18 protein-coding genes and 1 tRNA gene are annotated in these 17,265 nt (G+C 42.8%); 7 read left to right on the forward strand and 12 right to left on the reverse strand.

Translation table 11 applies throughout. The features are described from left to right. Positions 1 to 111: 111 nt before the first annotated feature. Positions 112 to 822, reverse strand: a complete 711-nt coding sequence (locus ACN222_RS23290) for a tetratricopeptide repeat protein (protein WP_010998790.1) — start codon at positions 820 to 822, stop codon at positions 112 to 114. A gap of 377 nt (positions 823 to 1,199) precedes the next feature. Here ACN222_RS23290 and ACN222_RS23295 point away from each other — a divergent pair, with 377 nt between their 5' ends. Continuing rightward, positions 1,200 to 1,664 (forward strand): hypothetical protein, encoded by a 465-nt coding sequence (locus ACN222_RS23295; RefSeq protein WP_010998791.1) that lies wholly within the window; start codon positions 1,200 to 1,202, stop codon positions 1,662 to 1,664. 12 nt (positions 1,665 to 1,676) lie between these two features. Next, complete coding sequence (locus ACN222_RS23300; RefSeq protein WP_010998792.1) at positions 1,677 to 2,234, forward strand: glutathione S-transferase family protein; 558 nt, start codon at positions 1,677 to 1,679, stop codon at positions 2,232 to 2,234. Positions 2,235 to 2,375: 141 nt separating this feature from the next. On the opposite strand, the gene ACN222_RS23305 is transcribed toward ACN222_RS23300, so the two are convergent. The 8 genes from ACN222_RS23305 to ACN222_RS23340 all read right to left on the reverse strand — a co-directional run bounded on the left by ACN222_RS23305 (position 2,376) and on the right by ACN222_RS23340 (position 9,159). Further along, the gene (locus ACN222_RS23305; protein ID WP_010998793.1) at positions 2,376 to 2,867 is read right to left on the reverse strand and encodes a YajQ family cyclic di-GMP-binding protein; all 492 of its coding nucleotides are present in this window, start codon (positions 2,865 to 2,867) and stop codon (positions 2,376 to 2,378) included. An 82-nt stretch (positions 2,868 to 2,949) separates the two neighbouring features. Beyond that, on the reverse strand, positions 2,950 to 3,345 hold the full coding sequence (locus tag ACN222_RS23310; RefSeq protein ID WP_010998794.1) for an MAPEG family protein: 396 nt from the start codon (positions 3,343 to 3,345) through the stop codon (positions 2,950 to 2,952). A 65-nt stretch (positions 3,346 to 3,410) separates the two neighbouring features. Continuing rightward, complete coding sequence (locus ACN222_RS23315) at positions 3,411 to 3,914, reverse strand: DNA-processing protein DprA (RefSeq protein WP_011318792.1); 504 nt, start codon at positions 3,912 to 3,914, stop codon at positions 3,411 to 3,413. A gap of 125 nt (positions 3,915 to 4,039) precedes the next feature. Then, a complete protein-coding gene (locus ACN222_RS23320; RefSeq protein ID WP_010998796.1) occupies positions 4,040 to 5,134 on the reverse strand; it encodes a phosphotransacetylase family protein in 1,095 nt (364 codons plus the stop codon). Between the two features lie 507 nt (positions 5,135 to 5,641). Further along, the gene (ebsA, locus tag ACN222_RS23325; protein ID WP_010998797.1) at positions 5,642 to 6,016 is read right to left on the reverse strand and encodes a type IV pilus biogenesis protein EbsA; all 375 of its coding nucleotides are present in this window, start codon (positions 6,014 to 6,016) and stop codon (positions 5,642 to 5,644) included. Between the two features lie 210 nt (positions 6,017 to 6,226). Then, positions 6,227 to 6,904: a dethiobiotin synthase gene (gene bioD / locus ACN222_RS23330; protein WP_010998798.1), complete on the reverse strand. Its 678-nt coding sequence runs from the start codon at positions 6,902 to 6,904 to the stop codon at positions 6,227 to 6,229. 212 nt (positions 6,905 to 7,116) lie between these two features. Further along, the gene (locus ACN222_RS23335; RefSeq protein WP_010998799.1) at positions 7,117 to 8,799 is read right to left on the reverse strand and encodes a serine/threonine-protein kinase; all 1,683 of its coding nucleotides are present in this window, start codon (positions 8,797 to 8,799) and stop codon (positions 7,117 to 7,119) included. Between the two features lie 216 nt (positions 8,800 to 9,015). Beyond that, the gene (locus ACN222_RS23340) at positions 9,016 to 9,159 is read right to left on the reverse strand and encodes a hypothetical protein (RefSeq protein ID WP_158629515.1); all 144 of its coding nucleotides are present in this window, start codon (positions 9,157 to 9,159) and stop codon (positions 9,016 to 9,018) included. 549 nt (positions 9,160 to 9,708) lie between these two features. Here ACN222_RS23340 and ACN222_RS23345 point away from each other — a divergent pair. Both ACN222_RS23345 and ACN222_RS23350 read left to right on the forward strand, forming a co-directional pair. After that, complete coding sequence (locus ACN222_RS23345) at positions 9,709 to 9,903, forward strand: hypothetical protein (protein WP_010998800.1); 195 nt, start codon at positions 9,709 to 9,711, stop codon at positions 9,901 to 9,903. Positions 9,904 to 10,388: 485 nt separating this feature from the next. After that, positions 10,389 to 11,405: a ribose-phosphate pyrophosphokinase gene (locus ACN222_RS23350; protein WP_044522287.1), complete on the forward strand. Its 1,017-nt coding sequence runs from the start codon at positions 10,389 to 10,391 to the stop codon at positions 11,403 to 11,405. 76 nt (positions 11,406 to 11,481) lie between these two features. Here the strand turns inward: ACN222_RS23350 and ACN222_RS23355 are convergent, their stop codons facing one another. Further along, positions 11,482 to 12,063, reverse strand: coding sequence for an HD domain-containing protein (locus ACN222_RS23355; RefSeq protein ID WP_010998802.1), 582 nt, complete (start codon positions 12,061 to 12,063; stop codon positions 11,482 to 11,484). A 391-nt stretch (positions 12,064 to 12,454) separates the two neighbouring features. On the opposite strand from ACN222_RS23355, the gene ACN222_RS23360 reads away from it, so the two are divergent. Further along, the gene (locus ACN222_RS23360; RefSeq protein WP_010998803.1) at positions 12,455 to 13,393 is read left to right on the forward strand and encodes a hypothetical protein; all 939 of its coding nucleotides are present in this window, start codon (positions 12,455 to 12,457) and stop codon (positions 13,391 to 13,393) included. A 142-nt stretch (positions 13,394 to 13,535) separates the two neighbouring features. Here ACN222_RS23360 and nadA read toward each other — a convergent pair whose 3' ends face one another. Next, positions 13,536 to 14,510, reverse strand: coding sequence for a quinolinate synthase NadA (gene nadA, locus ACN222_RS23365; protein WP_010998804.1), 975 nt, complete (start codon positions 14,508 to 14,510; stop codon positions 13,536 to 13,538). A 117-nt stretch (positions 14,511 to 14,627) separates the two neighbouring features. On the opposite strand from nadA, the gene ACN222_RS23370 reads away from it, so the two are divergent. Continuing rightward, positions 14,628 to 15,587 (forward strand): TIGR04168 family protein, encoded by a 960-nt coding sequence (locus ACN222_RS23370; RefSeq protein ID WP_010998805.1) that lies wholly within the window; start codon positions 14,628 to 14,630, stop codon positions 15,585 to 15,587. Positions 15,588 to 15,666: 79 nt separating this feature from the next. Then, a tRNA-Ser gene (locus tag ACN222_RS23375) sits at positions 15,667 to 15,751 on the forward strand. Positions 15,752 to 15,834: 83 nt separating this feature from the next. Here the strand turns inward: ACN222_RS23375 and ACN222_RS23380 are convergent. Next, positions 15,835 to 17,238 (reverse strand): RNA-guided endonuclease InsQ/TnpB family protein, encoded by a 1,404-nt coding sequence (locus ACN222_RS23380; protein ID WP_010998806.1) that lies wholly within the window; start codon positions 17,236 to 17,238, stop codon positions 15,835 to 15,837. Positions 17,239 to 17,265 lie beyond the last annotated feature (27 nt).

Below are 17,265 nucleotides of genomic sequence, written 5' to 3' on the forward strand. Positions count from 1 at the left end.
ATATAAATTATTTTTATAGATGTAGTGGCTTATAAATACAGGGTTGTAGTGCAGATTAGGCAGGAAGCAGGGGGCAGGGAGAAGAACTAATAACTATTGACTAATTGTGAATTACGCCGAAGGCAGCAATTCATTTAACCAATTTTCCATCTGTAACCGCAAACGGTAGCCAGGAACATCTCTGCGACCATGCAACGAAGGTAATTGATTTTCGGCACGACGATAGTCGGCGATCGCACAATTCCAATCACCCCAAAGATGGTAAGTTCTACCACGTTCAGCCCAGATATGTCCCTCTAGCTGACCAAAAACCAGGGCAATATCAAAATTCTCAATTGCTTGGTCATATTCGCCCAAATCGCGTAGAGTAATGCCGCGATTAATCCAGGCTCTTACATGACGAGGATTTAAATCAATAGCACGATCATAATCAGCTAGGGCAGATGCTAATTGTCCACAAGCTGCGTAATAATTCGCGCGATTGTTGTAAGCGCTAGCTAAATCAGGATTCAACTGTAATGCAGTGTTGTAATCTTGTAGCGCCTTTTGGGTACGTCCACTTTGAAAATAGATTAACCCCCGGTTGTTATAGTCAACCGCGTTGTCAGGATGGCGGTTAATCAATTGGTTAAGGAGAGCGATCGCTTCGCTATAATTTCCCTGTTGTGCTGATCTCAAAGCACAAGAGCGTAAGTAGCCATCACCGAACCCCGACTCATCACCCCTAGCCCCATTTTCTTGAGGGTCAAGTTTAGTTTTAGTAATAAATTGGTAACAGTTATTCTGCTGATCACCGGAGGCTAAAAATGAGTGACTGTTCATGTTTTCCTACCTTAGCTGCTTAGTCTGAGAAATTAAATTAGAGTTGTTGTGGTAGCTTGTTCAGAAATTTTCTTGCAGACAAGCACACCTGATACAGACTATTTACGCTCCAATCTAGTAATACATACGTCATCCTCAGGGTAAATTCCTGAAACAAGAAATATTAATCTCTAAGACTATTCAAGTAGTAAGACTGACAAATTCGGTAAAATGCCAGGGAAGAGACAGAAGGGCAATCAATTCAAAATTCAAAATTCAAAATTCAAAATTAAGAGATAAGAGCTTCCTACTCAGCACAGACTAAATGCCTTGCGCTTAAAGCGCGGCTATGCCCACAGGGCTTTACAGCACTCAACACTTAAAACTCCCCAATCCCTATGACAACTACGATTTCTGAGCAAAACACAGGCGATCTCAATGCTGATGATTATATTGTCATTGGTCTGGCTACCTGCTTCGTTAAGGAAGATGGCGAAGTTCATCAAGTCGATGTGATCGAACCAATTCCCTCAGCTTCTCTAGAGGCGATTATGAAGGGTATTCCCACCTCTTATAAATTTGCCTGTGCAACCACCTTGGGTTCAGTTTTGCATGGAGATGAGCCAATTTTACCCGCAGGCTTTCCCGATTCGGCTCAGTTTGCCGATGAATTTGCGTCACGAGTATTTGCAGCCACTCGTACATACAAGCGTCGAGATAGTGCCAAAACTCTGATTCCTCTCGGTACAACCCATACGGATTTTAAATATTCCCTTGACCGTAAGCGGGTATTAAATGCTAATAGAGTAGTAACAAAAGACGATAACGTCAAACAGCATTCCCACACTCACAAAGTACTTTAATATCAGGTAGCTATGCTGAAACTTTATGGAGGGGCTTTTAGCCGCGCTTCAATCGTGAAGTGGTATTTAGAAGAGCTAGAAGTTCCCTACGAGTTTGTTTTGTTAGATATGCAGGCGGGGGAACACCTTCAGCCGGAATACCTGAAAATAAACCCCATTGGGAAAGTACCCGCAATTGTAGACGGGGATTTTCAGCTTTGGGAATCAGGAGCAATTTTGCTTTATCTGAACGACAAGTACGGTAAAACTTCCCTGTCAGCAGAGGAACGAGGAATACTCTCCCAATGGGTAGTATTTGCTAACGCCACCCTGGGAACTGGTATTTTTGTCGAAGCAAATCGAGAAAAAGAAATGCCCCGTTTGCTGACTCCTCTCAATGAAATTTTTGAGCATCAACCCTTTTTGCTGGGTAATGAATTTAGCGTTGCTGATGTTGCTGTGGGTTCTATATTGGCTTATATTCCCATCATGCTGAAACTAGATTTGGGCGATTATCCAGCCGTAGTCAACTATATCAAGCAAATGACTGAGCGACCAGCATTTCAAAAAAGCATTGCTGGAAGATCATAAACAATTCAAAATTCAAAATAGCCTACGGTTAGGCTCATGTCTCCGTAGCATTGTTTTAGCTGACTTAAAATTGTCAACTAACAAATAAGCGGGGAAAGTATCGTCAGATATCCCCGCTTTTTCATGTCTTGAAATTACCTTTTAACGATAATTAGTGAACTGCAAAGCCACTGGATAGTCTTCTTGTTTCAAGCGTTGGATGACAATTTGCAAATCATCTTTTGCTTTAGCAGATACTCGCACAGCATCACCTTGAATTGAAGCTTGGACTTTTTTGAATTCGTCCCGAATCAATTTAGAAATTTGCTTGGCGATGTCTTGACTGATACCTTTTTTGAGAGTTATTTCTTGACGGACGCGATTACCACTGGCTGATTCTACTTTGCCAAAATCAAAGATTTTTTGTGAGAGATTACGCTTGGCGGCTTTTTCCCGAAGAATGTTGTGAACAGACTCTAGGGTAAACTCGCTATCCGTACCAATAGTGATTTTTTCTTCACCCAACTCGACAGTTGTCTGAGTATCTTTGAGGTCGTAACGACTTTTCAGGTCTCTGATGACTTGATCAACAGCGTTAACTAGTTCTTGCCGATCAAAATCGCTCACAATGTCAAAGGAATAAGTGGAAGCCATAAAGAATGTCTAACTTGCGATTTTGGATTTTAGATTAAGGTTAGAACATGGATTGAGAAAAATCCCAGTCCCCAGTTCTTAATCAACCTTGAGCTTGAATGATGCTCAGGACAAAGAGAGTACCAGAGCCAAGGGAGCCAATAGCGTACATGAGCGATCGCAAAAGCGGTATATTCAAAATATAGAAGATAGAGTATAGCAAACGCGCCACCAAAAAGGCGATCGCCGCCCATGCGGCTGTAGGAGAATTCACACCAGTGACATAAGCCATTAGTGCAGCTGCGGCAAATACCATAAACGCCTCAAATGAGTTTTGGTGCGCCCATGTAGCTCGCTGTCCGTAAGGTGGTAACTTATCAAACATCGCCCGTGGAGCAGAAACATCATACCCAGCACGCGCACGAGCATAACCCACCACCAAAAATGGCAGATAAATTAGAACCGCAGCTGCGGCAATAGAATATAAGAAAATAATCATGCTTTATGGTTAGTTAGTCATTAGTCAACAGTCTATAGTCCCAATATTTGACTATTGACTGTTGACTAATCAAAGTAGAAAAGTGTGACAACCTTTCTCTGTTCTTCCGCATCTCCACAAGTTTGTAGGAGAGTACGACTGTCATGAAACGCGAAGCAAATGAGCTGCTGACATCGGGAGACAATTTCTTTGTTGCACAAGTAACTAGCTTCAGCAAGAGACAAGTTATCATTACTAGGATTTTCTACTAGGTGCATCACCTGTTCTAGTTGCTGGCGAGATTCTTGAGGCTGACGTTCTAAGCTTTGAGGTAAAATTACCGTGAGCAAATTGGGGTCAGCGCGCATTGCGCCCTTAATGGCAGCCGAGTTAGTACCTGTAGCACCAGAAGTAATGACTCGATTCCCTGACAAAACTAGGGCGTAAGTCATCATTTCAATGAGATTTTGATGCGTAATTGGCACATGACGGGAACCCAGCAAGGCAATTCGTTTAGAACCTGTTTGCTGGATTGTCGCCAGTTCTTGCGCTAACGTATCGAGGTTAATAAGGTCTGTTGACTGGCTCAAAGACGGAGATATTCAGATTAAACGACCAAGCTATTCTACCAAAGAGCGTGTAAGTAGGAAGCGAATTTGAGTCGTAAAGTTTTTCATTTTGTATCAAAAGATTTGTGTGGGAAGAGATTGGAAATCTAAGGTAAAGCTGTAGCGGGTGTTAAACCTAGTTTAGATAACAGGCGATCGCTATCAAAATTCTCAGCCATTAATTGACGAATACACTGTACTTTAATTGGCTCATGGACACGCACTTGTCCGAAGGTGCGGTCAACAATTTCTACAGTGGTGAGGGTATCTAAATCAACGGACAAGATGGGAATTTCTAACTCTTCAGCACGACTGAGGATAAATTGTGGGGGGGGTAATTGTCCGGTAAGGATGAGGCATTGAGTAGAGGTTTCTAAGGCTGCTTGCTGAATTTCCACGCGATCGCCTCCTGTCACCACTGCCATATTCCGGCGCTTACGGAAATACTTGACCGCCGAATTCACATTCATCGCCCCAATAGCTAGGCTCTCGACCATCAAATCTAGGCGATCGCTACGACAGAGAACTTCGGCCTTGAGTTGTTTGACTAATTCACCCACGCTGACACTGCGGAGTAAATCATTTTTGGGCAGCATCGCCATTACGGCAATACCTTGCTGTTCTAGATAAGGACGGACAAAATTATTAACGGTTTCTAACTGAGCAGGCGGGATATCATTGATCACAACACCAATCAAGCGATCGCCCACACGTTTTTTAGCCGATAATAAAGACTCTACAGAAATCAGCGAACTGTAACGACTCACCAATAGTACAGACGCATCCAAAACGTCTGCTACTTGCAATAAAGACAAATCAAATAGATAACCTTCGGCTAAATCCCCAGGGCCTTCTAGCACAACCAAATCCCCGCGAGGAACTTGTAAATACTGCTCCACCAAAGTCTGACGATAGTCAGTTGTGTCTTCACCAAATAGACGTTTCTGCATACTGGCTTCATCTAAAGCCAATATTGTGGGAGCAATACGATTTGCCGATAAGTTGAGACTATGGGTAATAAACTGGACATCTTCTTCAACTAAAGTACCTTCAGATGTACTCAAACTATTGCCTAATGGTTTGCCGTAAGCAATATCTAATCCTTTTTGCTGTAACTGATGAGACAATCCCAGAACTGTTGCGGATTTACCGCTATAAGTCTCAGTCGAGCCAATCAGCAAATATTTAGCAGATTTTGGCACACACGCACTCCTAATTTCAAAAGGCAGTAAAACCCAGCCAGGTGTTTACTAATTTTAGTTGGTTCCGGCAGAAACCTCAGACGCTCTCACAAGGTAATTTCTTGAAATGTACTTTTTTCAGGTATTTAAATGAATATAAATACTAAATAATTTTACTGTGCTACGCGTGTCAGTTGTCGTAGTTGAGGTGAATACTTCTGCGTGAGGGCTTGGTCAAATCCTCAGTAGAGAGATTATTGTTGCTCTGGTGGTCTAATGTCCTACCCACTTGTACCCTGTCGAAAACATTCTTCTATATAGTTCACAGAGCAAATCACGATTTCTCTTACGGGCAGAGAGTTTTTATGTTAAATTTAAAAAAATTAATCTTGTTTAAATAACACAATTAATGTTGTTTAAAGAAACCCAAAAATTAGCAAATTTTAATAAATTCCAGAGTATAAGAGCATAGCTTCCAGAATATGTTTCCGTCTCTAAACTCCTACACTCATATACGCAAACAGACGTTCATTCATCTATACGCAGGAGTTTGCGGTAAAAAGATTGTGAGAAATCTGTAAGCTTATAACGTTTATGATTTTCCATTAATTCGATGAGAAAACTCATAAATTCAAAACTTGCCATCATCACTTCATAATTTAATTCAGCGTTGCCATCAAACTGTATCCGGCAACGTGTCAAATCTGAAGGTAGAGTAGCAACATTCCAAGAAGCGACAAAAGGAACATTTTCACCGGCTTCTATTTTGCGTTGACCTTCCACAATGCCTTTTTGATAAAGACTGATAGCAAAGGGCAAAAAATTGCGTTTAGTACCCTGAATATAAGGCAAGTAGACACTCGCTTGTTGCTGAGTGGCAGGCTGGAGTTGCTCAATAGACATTTTTGGACATTCCTCAAGTTAATTGACAACTGGAGATATTGGTGGCTGTGAATAGTATTCCCAAAAATTTTCAGTTGTACACATGAGAGGATTGGGGATTGGGGACTTTTTAGCAAGCGGTAAATTGTGACGCTCAAACTAATGAGAGAATCATCATTTGACTAACCCATACACCCATACACCCCTAAACCCTTACACCCTTAAACTTACTTACTTCAGCGTTTCTAAATCTAAATTTGAGGCGATTTGCACCAGTTTATCGAAATCAGAGAAGTTATCTATATAAGGTAGACAGCCTAAAACTGGAATATTCGTGAGGGATTGAATTAAATCTTTTGGTGTTAAGTCGGCAATTTCTTCATCAGATAGAGGTTGTGTACAGTTCAACACAATCCCTTTGAGATCCACCCGCGCTTGTCTAGCCAATGCTACATTCGCTACAACCTGTCCTAGTGAACCTAATTTTACTGGTACTACTAATACTGTGGGTAAGCGCCATTCTCCGGCTAAATCAGCCACTGTTAACTCGTCGGTGACTGGTGAACCTAACCCACCTAAAGCTTCAATTAACAACACATCAAGACGCGATCGCAACTGGGTTAAAGTCTGCCAAACTATAGCTAAATCGACGGAACGATTTTCCTTGGCGGCGGCGATGGGAGGAGCTAGAGGTGCGCTAAAGTGCAGAGGTGTAATTTCGGCGATCGTTTGCTCTAGTGTAAACAGATTTTGATACCATTCGCGATCGCCAATTCCCGATTGAATTGGTTTCATAATTCCCCAACTGCCTTGGGGGTAATATTTCTGACAGTAAGCTGCCAAAACTGTAGTCAGAGCAGTTTTGCCAGCTTCTGTATCAGTTCCAGTAATTAGTAGTGACTTCAACAATCTGGTTTAATAATCTGAATGAAGACGGGTAAGTGATGAAGTAAATCGCATTACTTCCGAGTTTTGATCGTTAAGAACTCACAGATATTGTAATACACTGTTGGCGCTGGCATTTAGGCATTGCTTTGATCGGGTATAGGGATGTTGACTACGTATGCCCATGTAATTTTTGCATCAAGCTCTGATTTTTTTGTGTGTATGAGTAAGTTCTGTTAGGGTGAACTTTGTGCCTCAGGAATAGATATTGGAGTTTCTGTAGGCGTGAGGGTTGGTGTCGGGGTTTCCGTAGGCGTTGGTGTCGGTGTTGGGGTCTCTGTAGGCGTAAGGGTTGGTGTTGGAGTTTCCGTAGGCGTTGGTGTGAGGGTTGGTGTTGGGGTCTCCGTAGGCGTGAGGGTTGGTGTTGCTGGAATGGCTTTTTCTATGGCTACATTCAAACTGTAGTCACTTGCAGCCACCCCTGGAGCTAAAGTTAACTGAATAGTATATCTTCCAGTATTGGGTAATGTACCTACGTAGTTGGTCACTTGCTGGGCGCTACTATCAATTGGCTGTTGATTCCTGCCCACAATAGTTAACGACACACCTTCACTTTGGTCAACAAAGGTAGTTACCTTATCTCCTGCTTCCCCAAAAAAACTGTATTGAATAATCTGATTTGTTTGGATAGTATCTGCAACCGTAGCTGTATTAGAGTTTCCTAAATTGAGACGCTTGTTTAAAACTACTGGTTCTGGAGTTTCGGTTGAGAAAGTAGTACCACCTGTAACTACTGGTGAGGGGAAGGTTTGGGGTGGTGGTGTTTCACCTGGCTGTGATGATGAGTGGCTGCGAATAGAACTTACCAGCGCCCAAGAACCGACACCAGCCAAAATGACTACAGCAGTACCTATAGCCCCCAAAGCCAAAGGGTTATCTAAAACTGAAGTACTACGACTGGGGGGAATTACGGGTTCAAATTTGTTTGGTGCAGGTGGTGGTGCTACAAAGTCAGGACGACGACCGACCGCAATTGTTTGCACACGGGAAACATTAGGAAGAGAAACACCAACATTGGGTTGGTCTATGGCTTGTAATGCTTGGGATACTTCTGCCGCAGTTTGGAAGCGATCGCCTGGTGCATGACTCAACATCCGATTTATAATCTGAGCAAAGACGGGATTTACTCTCACCCACCTTTGCCAAGTCCAACTCAGTTGGTTCTCATCAAATAATTCTGATGCTTCCTTCCCCGTCAATAAGACTATCGCGGTGACTGCTAGAGCATACAAATCACTGCTAGGATAAGCCCTTCCTGTTTGCATTTGCTCACTAGGGGAGTAGCCCAATTTTCCGACGGAGGTAACTGGCGTTGTCATCTCTGGAGACTGCAAGCGCGTCGCTAGTTCTTTGACTACCCCAAAGTCAATCAACACTGGCTTAGAATCACTATCCCGTAAAATAATATTATCTGGAGAAATATCTCGGTGAATAATGCCGCGCCCGTGGAGATGTTCCAGAACTGGTAACAATGACCGGATTAACTGTAATACTTCTAACTCCGTGAAAGCTTGACCGATAGCTTGTCGTTCCTTCAATATATCCCAATAAGTCTTCCCAGCTACATAGTCTTGTACCAAGAATAAGCGTTGGTCTTGCTCAAATTTTTCGCGGAATTTTGGCACTTGGGGATTTTCTATCTGATATAAGATAGCCGCTTCTCTGTGAAACAGCTCTTGAGCCTTTTCCCAAGCAACAGTCCCTGTCGCCGTAGGAATCAGTTCCTTAATCGCACACAGTTCGTTAAAGCGTCTCTGGTCTTCCGCTAGATAGGTTCTACCAAATCCTCCTTGTCCGAGAATTTGCACAATGCGGTAACGATTTTGCAGGACAGTGCCAATTAAAATTGGTGGTTGCATGATCAATCAGTAGAGTGTAATAGCAACTCAGGAGGGAGTAAGTCACCCACCAAGATAAATCAAAGCGGCGACAGACAGTTACCTGCGGCGATATTCTACCCTACACAGCAGGTAAACTGGCAACTAATGTGTTGTATGACTATTGTGCAACGCTCGGCAACCTTTGGATCTACCATCAACAATGGTGCCTCAAATGAAAGGCGATCGTCTACTCTTTTAAGACTTACGCACCCAGGTTGTCTGTTGAGACCGGGTGTAAGGGTTTCCAATATTTATACACGCCAGTTTGCTCAAGTCGGGAAACTCCTTCGGATTCGGCAGTCCACCCGGCGGCATAGCCGCACGTGTGGCTGCACTCACCGCCCACGCAACTGGCTCCCCTATACCCTTGTCCAAACCCTTGATGTTTTATTTTTCTGCGTAAGTCCTATCTCTTAAACAACGTCACCCATAAGGCGTAACCAGCTTTCTTCTTCTGGCAGCCAATAACCTCCTCAAGCAAGGGTTTCACCTTTTATTGGTTGCAATTCAGGTGGGAATTTTTTGTCAATTTCGATCAAAAGCCTGAGGTAATAATCAAAAAGGGGAGCTTGTGGAAATTAACTACAATTTTTTCCACAGAAATTTCTCAATTCATAGAAATACGGTATTGATGGTTTTAATTGTCGTGGTAGAATTTGTTCTACTTTCATGCCGATGTCTGTCAGGCACTTTCATAAAACAGTTCAATAGACTCAAAAAAATCTTTTTGAAGGCAGGCAACAATCATTCCCACGCATTTCGTAGATTTAAATAAGCTTGTGAAAAATAGCAGAAAAATTTTGTAGTTAGACTCATACTCCCTTCGCTCTAAAATGGGCGATCGCTCACTCTGGATCTAAGTATCTTTAGGGTGGGCAATGTCCACTTATGATGGTTGTGGTGGGCAATGCCAAACGCCACTTGCTCCAAGCCGGGAAACCCTTTCAGCAGTTACTCCACTTGGGGAAACCCCAAGACCGTACTGCTTCACCAACGCAGTGGCTCTCCTACGTATATTTCAGAAATCAAATACTAGTCCTATATCAGCTTTCAGTCGGTAAGCTAATAACTCATCAACTATAATCTGAATGGATGATAGTTAAGATGAATTTATAAACTGAAAAAAATTGTTGATGACCAGTCAAAAATTTAGTTTGTCAGTTTATATTATAATTTTGAGACTAATATCGTAGAATATTGAATGAACCTTGAAAATTCATTAAGGTTTTCGTCTGTTAATGATTCTATTTCTTAATTGCTATTAGGATAAAACCAACTAACTAATTTAATGGTTGATCCTCCGTCAGCAATATATAGAAGAAGTCTCTCAGTCTAAATAGACTCAGAAAATCTGGTTTTGCTGGTAATGCACAAGAATTAAACTAGTTTCTGCTAGTCCGTGGGTTAATCGGCATGATGCTTTGTTTATCAAAAGGAACGAAAAGTGAGCAGATGATGATTATATTGAGAAATATTTAAAGTATTTATGAAAGCTTCAAAAAAACACACAGATGTTTTTTTTGCTCTCTTTCAGTTAAATCCACCAAATATCTAATGCTAAGATTGCCATGAATGCACATCGAGGATCTGCTGTGCTCAGTTCTGCAACTTTTAAACTGCAGCCAACTGCAACAGGACTGACTGAAAATCATCGCCTGCGGCTGTTTTCTGGCTCTTCTAACGTACAACTTTCTCAAGAAGTCGCTCGTTACCTGGGTATGGACTTAGGCCCCATGATCCGCAAAAGATTTGCGGATGGTGAACTGTATGTTCAAATTCAGGAATCGATTCGGGGTTGCGATGTCTACCTCATCCAACCATGTTGTCAACCAGTGAACGATCACTTAATGGAATTACTAATTATGGTTGATGCCTGTCGGCGCGCTTCTGCGCGACAGGTGACAGCAGTAATTCCTTACTATGGTTACGCTCGTGCTGACCGTAAAACCGCAGGGAGAGAATCAATCACTGCCAAGTTGGTTGCTAACCTGATTACTCAAGCCGGAGCTAATCGCGTCTTGGCAATGGATTTACACGCTGCTCAAATTCAGGGATACTTCGATATTCCGTTTGATCATGTGTACGGTTCACCGGTCTTGCTAGATTATCTAACAAGCAAACAACTGCATGATATTGTAGTGGTTTCCCCCGACGTTGGTGGTGTAGCGAGAGCAAGAGCATTTGCGAAAAAGCTCAATGATGCCCCACTGGCAATTATTGACAAACGCCGTCAGGCTCATAACGTCGCCGAAGTTTTAAATGTGATTGGTGATGTCAAAGGCAAAACCGCAGTTTTGGTTGATGACATGATCGATACTGGTGGCACAATTGCCGCCGGCGCTAAATTATTACGTGAAGAAGGGGCGCGTCAGGTATACGCTTGTGCAACCCATGCAGTCTTCTCTCCTCCTGCTGTTGAACGATTGTCCAGTGGCTTGTTTGAGGAAGTAATTGTCACCAATACAATACCCATACCAGAAAGCGATCGCTTTCCCCAACTAGTAGTGTTATCAGTCGCTAACTTGTTAGGGGAAACCATCTGGCGGATTCATGAAGATACATCTATAAGTAGTATGTTCCGCTAGCCCAAACAAGACTGTCTTTCCTGTTACAGTCAAACAAAAAAATATATGAAGTATGAAGTGAGGAATATTTCAGCCTTCATGCTTCAGATTTTTTCTGAGATGCTAAATCCTCAATTTGGGTAACTACCCGTGCTAGTTCTGCAACAATGGCCCTAGTTTCAGTCTTTTGATAAGCATCCACCAGCGATCGGTAATACCAAAGAGTACCAGTTTTACCACCTTGGAAGCGTTCCCAAAGGGATTCACCCACAAGGCGATAATCTTGGAGAATTGACCGAGCATTGTGGAGTTTATCAGCAGCTGATACCAGTAGCACTGATGGAGAGGCGGTAGAAATATGAGCAATATAAGCCTCCTTGCGTCGTTTCCAAGGAGGCTTTGGTATTGTATCAGCGTCTGTACAACCATCAACAATTGCCGTGACAGTTTCGCCAAAGCGGCGACGAATTTCTTCTCTTGTCGCTGCGCCACCTTGGTCTTCCACCGCGTCGTGTAAAAGTGCTGCTATGGCTTCATCTTCATTGGCTCCATATTCTAAGGCAATACTGGCGACACCCAACAAATGAGCCACATAAGGGATACCCGAACCTTTACGGACTTGGTGAGCGTGGAGTTGAGTAGCGTAAGTCAAAGCTTGGGTAAAGCGTTCTGAAAGCATAAGGAAGAGAGGGTGGTGTTTAGAACTAGAAAAATATTGGCAGAAAAGTTAAAAGTGTTAAGTGTTGACCCTGATGTTATTTAGTTTTGGTTAAGTATGATCGTAGTGCGGTAAATATCTTCGATTTTGTCAGTGGTCAGTAGTCAGAGGTAAAACAATTAACAACTGACACGCGCAACGCAATAAAAAACAACTGAAATTAACAACTGTACAGACGCGATTAATCGCGTCTCTAACAACTGACCACTGACACAGGCAAAACGGTAAAGATAGAGCTTGCTAGATATCAGTATAGGGAGGCTAGATTTTTAAGATTTTATGTGACAACCGGATCTTTTTACTCCTAAAATCGAAGACAAGGTAAAGTTCAATAGAACAACAGCCTAAATTTATGATTCTTTTAAAAAATCCAGGGTTAAAAGCTATTACTAAATCTCCAATGGTAGATCGGATAAACGATATTGCTTGGCAAGCTCACCAAGGAAGCGTTGCGGCAATTATTCAACTATTAAACGAAAAGCTCACCAAATCTGGTGTGAGAATCAGGGCTGTTTTTGCTGATGGTGTCCTACAACTATTATGCGAAGCAGCCAAGGTAGAACAACTTGAGCAATCTAGTCTGGTAGAGCAAATCCAGCATATTCTGGAATCAATTGCACCGCGCCATATTCGCCGCATCAAAATTAACAGTCGGATTGTTCGGGAACAACAACTGCTATGGTTGACAGAAATTGACCGCGATCGCGAGAATCAATTACTCTGGTCACAAGAAATTACCCTTGCTCAACCCAATGTCCTCAAGCAACTCATCAGCGATTTCCAAGAAGCCCAAGCCGAACAAGGACAAGTAAATTTACGCGAACTCTCACCACTGCATAACAAAGGTAAACAAAAAAAGGTCTCCCAGGTTAAGTTGCGGTCAGCATTTGCTTTATGTTTGTTGCTATCGGTTGGGTGGATTTTTTATAGTCAGTTTGGTGAACAACTCCAAAATTCAGCGCAGCTAGACAATCACAATTCTTTAGCTACAGCCAACACTAACGGGAAAAAATCAGCAGTACTGAACAAGGCTTTTAATAGTGGCGCTACTAACGAATCTGAAGACTCCTTTGCTTCGGCTGTACGCCTTGCTAATCAAGCCTCCGCATCTGGTAAAACAGCCACTAGTGCAACTCAATGGTTGGAGTTAGCGGCTATGTGGCAACGAGCATCTGATTTAATGAGTGCAGTACCAGCCAATCACAAGCGTTACCAGGAAGCTAAGATACGTACTCAGCTATATAAGAAATATAGTGAGGCGGCACAAAAAGAAGCTGATAAATCTCCATGATGACTAAGCGATTCAAAAGCGTATGAACTGTGTCACGCAGAGAGAATTTTTAGATTTGAGGATTGGGAAAACAGAGATGATATGGAAAATGGGGAAACGTGATTTCCCCATTTTATTTGTAAAAAATATAAGAATTTATTGACTAATTACTCATCTCTAACATTCGTTGCATTGGTCGCAGAGCCGCGAGTCGGATATCTTCCGACATGGTAATTTCCGGAGTACGATTTTTCATTGCCCAGTAGAGTTTTTCTAGGGTGTTTAACCGCATAAATGGACATTCATTGCAAGCACAATTATTTATGGGTGGCGCAGGAATAAAATGCTTGTTAGGTGCTAGTTTCTGCATTTGGTGGATAATTCCTGGCTCAGTCGCCACGATAAATTCTTGACTGGGGCTGGTTTGACAGTATTGGAGTAAGGCTGCTGTAGAGCCGATAAAACTAGCGTGACGCAAGACACTACTTTCACATTCTGGGTGAGCGATCGCCTCTGCTTGGGGATGAGCGACTTTTAATTGTACAATCTTCTTCTCAGAAAAGGTTTCATGCACCAAACAGCTACCTTGCCACAGTACCAAATCCCGTCCCGTTTGCTCCATCACATAACGCCCCAAATTTCTGTCAGGAGCAAAAATAATCGGCTGTTCTTTAGGGATTTGCTGCACAATTTTCACGGCGTTGGAACTGGTGCAGATAATATCGCTCATAGCTTTAATTTCAGCAGAGCAGTTAATATAGGAAACTACTAAATGATCGGGATGTGCTGCTTTAAAAGCGGCAAATTCTTTTGGTGGACAACTATCTGCTAAAGAACAACCCGCATTTAAATCTGGTAACAGTACCAATTTTTCGGGATTAAGAATCTTGGCTGTCTCTGCCATAAAATGAACACCAGCAAAGACTATCACATCTGCATTAGTCTGAGCTGCGGCTCTAGCTAGTTGTAATGAATCGCCTATAAAGTCTGCAATATCTTGAATATCCGGCTCTTGATAATAATGCGCCAAAATAACCGCATTGAGTTCTTTTTTCAGACTCTCAATAGCGGCAAATAAATCTAGTGGTAGTCCACCTGGTTGAGTCTGTTCCCGTTGAGCAAAGGCAGTGGTAAACACAGTTAGGGTTACTTTTTATTACAAATTTTGTCTGGTTATTTAATTATAGTAGTTTTTACCAAAAGTAGATGCTGGGTTAATACCCCTAAATAGTGTCCAAATCCGGCTGAGTTTCCTATGCTGGAAATATACGGCAAGGAAAGTGGCATGACCAGTCAAAAATATCAATCCAAAACTCTGAAAATTGCTGTAGTTGGAGATATCCATGATCAGTGGGAAGTAGAAGATGGCATGGCACTCAAGCATTTGGGTGTGGATTTGGTGCTATTTGTGGGGGATTTTGGTAATGAGTCGGTGGAAGTGGTAAGAGCGATCGCATCCCTGAATATTCCCAAAGCGGCAGTTATGGGTAACCATGATGCGTGGTACACTGCCACAGAATGGGGACGAAAGAAATGCCCTTATGATCGCACCAAAGAAGACTGGGTACAGGAACAATTAGATTTACTTGGTTCAGCCCATGTGGGTTACGGTAAACTGGATTTCCCCGAATGGAATTTAACCGTGGTGGGTGGTCGTCCTTTTAGTTGGGGTGGTCATGAATGGAGATTTGCTGATATCTGTAAAGAGCGTTATGGTGTGACCACCCTGGAAGAATCAGCACAGAGAATATTTGCATCGGTAAAAAGTGCAGCCTGTGAGACAATTATCTTTCTTGGTCATAACGGGCCGAGTGGATTAGGCGATCGGCCAGAAGACCCATGTGGTAAAGATTGGCATCCCATAGGCGGCGACTTTGGCGACCCAGATTTAGCCGAAGCGATTTCTCTGACGATGACGGCTGGTAAACAAATTGCCCTGGTGACATTTGGTCATATGCACCACACGTTACGACACACCAAAAAAGAACTACGCAAACCCATCTTTAAAAGTCCAGAGGGGATAGTTTACCTGAACGCCGCCAGTGTACCCAGGATTGTAGAAGGTGAAAGCGGCAAATTGCGGAATTTTTCCCTGGTTTCCCTAGAGGCGGGTGAGGTGACGCAAGCTTCATTAATTTGGGTGGGCGAAGATTTTCAGGTGGCGAAAGAGGAAATTTTTTATGAGCGATCAACTCCAGTAGTACCATCTGTGTAGATGATAGGATATAGTATTATCTGTCAGCTTTATTGCTCACCCACAAAAACACGGGTGGCAGTGGCTCGACAGTTTATTTGGAGAGGTGGCAGAGTGGTCGAATGCACTCGACTTGAAATCGAGCGAGGCGAAAACCTCCGGGAGTTCGAATCTCCCCCTCTCCGTTGATTTGATTATTGATATTGCTGTAAGCCACCCGATTTCAATCGACGGTGTTGACATAGCTCATGCTAAAAGACACCGAGAGCTAATTACTTAGCCTCTCCTCCACTTGATGAGGGTTCCCAGGCTCAACCGCCAACGCAGTTGATATTCCCTGTCTTGCAACAGGCTCCTTGGACGTACTTTTATCCTGTTTTCGAGGGACTCCCGATACAGCATCTAAATTAATTCCCAGTTCACTTAAACCGCGCTTTAAGATGACTTTTGCTGCATCAATGTCTGCATCTGCGTGATGACCACAATGTTCGCAAAGGAACTTTTCTTTATCTCGGTTTGTAGGACTGATATAGCCACATTCGCTGCATTCTTGGGAGCTAAAGTTTGGCTTAACCTCATGTACTAGAACGCCAGCCCTTTCGGACAAAATTTTAACTTTCAGTTTGAGGGAACCCCAAGCAGCATCAGCGATCGCTTTATTTAGTCCAGATTTAGCAGACTGGCCATTGCGTAAGTATTTACCGCTTTCATCTTGCTTAGGCTTGCAACGAGCCATCATACCCTGAACGTTGAGATTTTCAAATACAATCAGGTCGAATCGCTTAACTAAATTATGAGCTATTTTCCATTGATAATCCTCTCTTTGATTGGTAACTTTCTGTTCTAGCTGCGCTATTTGCTGATATGCTTTTTGGCGACGACGGGAACCTAAAACTTTACGATTCGCCGCCCAGTTAAGACGCGATCGCTTGCGTTCCATCTGCTTGTAAAATCGAGGATTGGCAATAGTTTCACCAGTGCTTAGAGATATCAGCTTTTTAATTCCTAAATCCACTCCCAACGCTGTTTGTATTTGCTGGGATGCAGAAGCCTGGGGAACTGTGTCATCTTGCAACAGAACGGAGATATAAAAACCGTTTGCCTTTTTCCGCACAGTGGTAGAACGAATTTTAAAGCCAAGTGGAAACGGTCGAGATTGAAAAAATCGCATCCAGCCAAGTCCAGGTAGTCTGACTTTGTTCCCTTTAAAGCCAACATCCCCTGTTGGGTAAGTGAAAGAGCGAAGTTTTCCCCTTCTTTTTGTTTTAGGATATTTACCCAAGCCTTTAAAAAACCTCACAAAAGCAGTATCAACTTGCTTGAGCATTTGTTGCAAGACGTGATAGCAAATCTCACCGTACCAAGGTCGCTCTTTTTTCAGGTCTACTAAATTGGCATCCTGTTGAGCAAGGGGACTACGTTTTTTCCCTTTTGTACTCCAGGGATTTCCGTACAAAGCACCCTTGCTAACGGAACAAGTTAATGGACAGCATTCAGCTTGAGTTTGAAGAATGCAGTAGTTACCCATGACAGGTGCTTTTGCTTGCTCGTATGCTTCCGTTCTTTCCCTAACTCGAAAGTTGTATTGGAGGCGAAGCAGATGCAGCCAACGCTCCATTGTTTCAGCTTGTTTCAATGAGGGATTCAGTTTATATACGTAGGACAGAAGCATAAAAGAAAGCAATACATTGCAACGCTA

It is taken from the genome of Anabaena sp. FACHB-595 (assembly GCF_048568275.1).
Lineage (GTDB): Bacteria > Cyanobacteriota > Cyanobacteriia > Cyanobacteriales > Nostocaceae > Trichormus.